Origin of the sequence: Leptospira mtsangambouensis (genome assembly GCF_004770475.1) — a bacterium.
GTDB lineage: Bacteria > Spirochaetota > Leptospiria > Leptospirales > Leptospiraceae > Leptospira_A > Leptospira_A mtsangambouensis.
The window spans coordinates 1-621 of the sequence record NZ_RQHK01000016.1; the positions used below are offsets into that span (position 1 = coordinate 1).

Below are 621 nucleotides of genomic sequence, written 5' to 3' on the forward strand. Positions count from 1 at the left end.
CTTCATTTGTCATTGAATCGAATTTCTTCAGATTTGAATAGGGAATTGGATCAAGAAAAGCAGCAAAATCTGAATTACATTCATGACTTTCGTTCCAAGCCAGATTTTTAGTAGAAATACAATCTTGTCTTGATTTACATGCATTATCTAATGAATTTTCGTCAATAGGACAGGTATTATAAATTGTCAAATTTGGTTTATTTCTACAATAACATCCATAATTAATGTTTGAGAAAGTATTAATCCATTCCTCGTCAAATTGTCGTTTAAATTGATTATTCTTAATTTCTGATTTTATTTTTTCTAATAGAATTTGATATTCATCACAAAATACCGGATCATCGAAACAAATTTTAATAAGATCTTCATTGTTATTAATTTTATTTTTACGATTTTCCTCAAATTCTTTTAATTCTTTTTCCTTTGTAATTTTTTTTTCAATTGATAACGTTAACTTTTGGTGCTCTTTTCTTTCTATTTCTTTAATCTTTTCATCTTCTCTAAAGTTTGGATTCACCAAATAAACTATCCAATAGAAAAATTGACCAATTGCTTCTAATACACTTAAAGGATTCATATTCTTAGATTAATTTTGTTTTATTTCGCATAACGAACTAGACT

Annotated in this window: 1 protein-coding gene; it reads right to left on the minus strand. The window is 25.9% G+C overall.

Annotated elements, in window-relative coordinates:
• Positions 1 to 577: glycine/betaine ABC transporter permease (locus EHR01_RS12420; RefSeq protein WP_135695091.1), on the minus strand; the 577-nt coding region annotated here is incomplete at its 3' end.
• Positions 578 to 621: the final 44 nt, after the last annotated feature.